This window comes from Oceanobacillus sp. MO10714A (assembly GCF_037072045.1).
Lineage (GTDB): Bacteria > Bacillota > Bacilli > Bacillales > Amphibacillaceae > Oceanobacillus > Oceanobacillus indicireducens.
In genome coordinates this window covers 1-1607 of sequence record NZ_JAXHDC010000107.1, presented here as the reverse complement: position 1 = coordinate 1607, position 1607 = coordinate 1, and the positions used below count along the sequence as shown (strand labels likewise).

Sequence of the window (1607 nt, the reverse complement as noted above, 5' to 3'; positions counted from 1 at the left end):
CTCAAGTTTCGGAGTAAAAAAACATACAAAACTCCTTGATGGACTTGAACTTAAATTGGAATAACTATTAAAATAAATACAAAAAACACCCTTTTCCTTGGTAAAATATAGGTATCGACACCAACCAAAGAAAGGATGTTTTCTGTGTCTACCATTTTACCAAATTCTAACCAAAATGAAAAATCAAATTCTCGTATGCTACATTTTTTTACGCAAGCAAAGATTGGAACGTTCCTTAATCAAGCCAATGTTCATAAGGAAAAAGGATTTTCTCCACGTCTCATTTTGCAATTTATTTTCGGACTTGTCCTTCATGGCATGAGTTTTTCTAGAGCCCTTGAATCAGACCGTGTGCCAAAGGATTTTGAAAAGGACACGGTATACGATTTCTTGAAAAATCCGACATACAATTGGCGTAAATTTCTTGCCAGTGTTGGCTCTCATCTTGTCGTGAAATTCTTACTTCCTTTAACGTCTAAAGATCGTGACCGCGTTCTCATATTTGATGATTCTTTGTTCAGCCGCAATCGTAGTAAGGCCGTCGAATTACTTGCCCGAGTGAAAGATCATACAACCGGAAGATATTTCAAGGGGTTTCGTATGCTCACACTTGGCTGGTCAGACGGTGCTTCTTTTATACCACTTGCCTTTTCGTTGCTAAGTTCAAAAAATGAAAAGAATCGTTATCAGGAGATGAATTCGAACATCGACAAGCGAACGATTGGTTATCGTAGACGCCAAGAAGCAACGAAAAAGAGCACGGAGACGATGTTCAATCTTCTGGATTCGATCAATCCCAAACAGCTTGGGGCGAAAACCGTTCTTTTTGACAGTTGGTTCGCCTATCCGGCTATCATAGCGAAAATCGTGAAAAACTATTCGTTACATGTTGTTTGCATGATCAAACGTTCACCCAAAATTCACTATACTTACGAAGGCGAATCTTACACGTTGAACCAGCTTTACAAGAAAGTTCGTAAAAAGCGTGGACGTGCTAAAATCCTAGCGAGTGTTGTAGTCGGACTTCGTCAGTATGATCAAACTGGGAATGAAATCCAAGCACGTATTGTTTTTGTTCGTGATCGAAACCGTTCCAAAAAGTGGCTTGCCCTTTTAACAACGAACCTCGAACATACAGAAGAAGATGCCGTCCGAATTTATGGCAAGCGCTGGGAAATCGAGTGCTTTTTCAAGGTGGTCAAATCCAATTTGCGATTGGCAAAGGAATTTCAATGCCGCAGCTACGATTCCATGACTGCACACACTTCCATCGTTTTCCTACGTTATATGATGTTGTCACTTAGTGTACGTGAGGAAGAAGATCCCAGAACCATTGGTCAACTTTTCTATATGTGTTGCGATGAGATGGAAGATATTCGTTTTGCGCAAGCATTGATGACCATATTAGAACTAGTAGGTTCCACCATGGCAGAAGAATACCTTCTAACAGACGAGCAAATCAACGAATTTTTCGATCGGTTTTTCAGTAAAATACCGGACTATTTACAAAAAACGTTGTTTAATACTGGTGTAGCTTAATAATAAAATCTGTACAAACCCTTTGATACCAAGAACGGAGGTTTATTTATCATGTCCGAAACTTGAGT

The 1607-nt window shown here is 39.4% G+C and carries 1 protein-coding gene; it reads left to right on the top strand.

Translation table 11 applies throughout. The features are described 5' to 3' along the window. The first annotated feature begins 135 nt into the window (after window positions 1–135). The gene (locus SPD53_RS19690; protein ID WP_442946251.1) at window positions 136–1539 is read left to right on the top strand and encodes an IS4 family transposase; all 1404 of its coding nucleotides are present in this window, start codon (window positions 136–138) and stop codon (window positions 1537–1539) included. The last annotated feature ends 68 nt before the right edge of the window (window positions 1540–1607 follow it).